2 protein-coding genes are annotated in these 1254 nt (G+C 33.0%); one reads left to right on the forward strand and one right to left on the reverse strand.

Annotated features, from left to right (window positions below; all coding sequences use genetic code 11):
• Positions 1 to 263: 263 nt before the first annotated feature.
• Positions 264 to 833 (forward strand): hypothetical protein, encoded by a 570-nt coding sequence (locus tag ABID23_RS08035; RefSeq protein WP_354190976.1) that lies wholly within the window; start codon positions 264 to 266, stop codon positions 831 to 833.
• Between the two features lie 13 nt (positions 834 to 846).
• Here the strand turns inward: ABID23_RS08035 and ABID23_RS08040 are convergent.
• The coding region (locus ABID23_RS08040; RefSeq protein WP_354190978.1) for a hypothetical protein at positions 847 to 1254 on the reverse strand (408 nt) is incomplete at its 5' end.

Here is a 1254-nt window from a genome sequence, read left to right on the forward strand (position 1 = left end):
TATTTTTTCTTTGTTTGAGAAATCTGTTCTGTATTTTGTGATGTCATAAAATACACCCTCCAGATAATAAAAAACCCCGCAAATGCGGGGATTTTGAACTGTACCACACCCTCATTTAGATACAGTACGACCAGTGCCGTATTTGTCATTAAATACGATTTGCTACACTTTGTCAACATAATAATAACACATATTGATAATTTCAAAGTGAATCAGTTAAACAGATAAAGTGCACATTAAGGTAGACATATAAGGTAGAAATGATGTTTATAAAAAAATCTTTATTTAGAAGCGTATTAATTATCGCACTTTTGATAACGTCTCTTATATCCCCTTCAAATGGATATGCTAATTCTAAAGATTCTCCTTCATTTTTGAGTAAGCTATTTTGTTCAAAAGAAATTGCTGAGCTAAACACTGCACTAAGAGATATAGAAGATGGGCGTAAACTGTATCATGAGGCACTCGATAGAATCCTATGGTGGGAACGCACATTTTCTAAAACTGACATAATTGAATTTCAGTCCCTAATAAAAGAATATTTGAGGAACGATAAAGATTTATTTTTGAAAGAAAAAATCAAAAATATAGAAAAATGGCATAATTTAATTAAAGAAAGGCATAAGATAGCATACAGCTTACTTAGTGACATGGAAAGAGAAATATATAACATGGATCTTGTTCATAACGAAACACAATTAAAACAACACAATAAAGCATTACAAATTTTAAAAGAAATTACCGAAATTCAAATACATATCGCTGCAAAGAAGGAAAAACTTAAAGAACTAGACCGTGAAATTAATACCTTATACGTAAATTTTTTCAACTAGTTACACATTATAGTTAAGTGCTTTTTTGAAAATACTTCTGAAGAGCATTAAGAGCAATCCGTAATGAATTCACAAGATATGGTAGCGTTTGATCTTCTATAACGAGGTACTGTAGTGCTGCATAAAGATTATACTGTCTATAGAGGCATTGCGCTTCTTTTACTGCCTCTTTCACGGCTTGATAGTGATTTGTTGCTTTTTGAACCCATTGTTCAAAGCTATCTGGATCTGAATTTGTAGACACATCATCATAAATCGCATTAGGCAAGCCCTTTGCACAAAGGTAATTATTTCTTATCTGTAGGTACTGTTGCGCGGCATCATATTGCTCTTGTGTAATCACACCTTGCAAACAAAGTCGCCCTATGTAAGTACCAGAGAGCGGATTTTTTGCCTCTTGTAGCGTTAAACCGAAGCGCTT

Source organism: Bartonella silvatica, from assembly GCF_040545155.1.
Lineage (GTDB): Bacteria > Pseudomonadota > Alphaproteobacteria > Rhizobiales > Rhizobiaceae > Bartonella > Bartonella silvatica.

Coding starts and splice junctions, on each gene's coding strand:
- ABID23_RS08035 (WP_354190976.1), top strand. CDS start 264: ATGTTTATAAAAAAATCTTTATTTAGAAGCGTATTAATTATCGCACTT.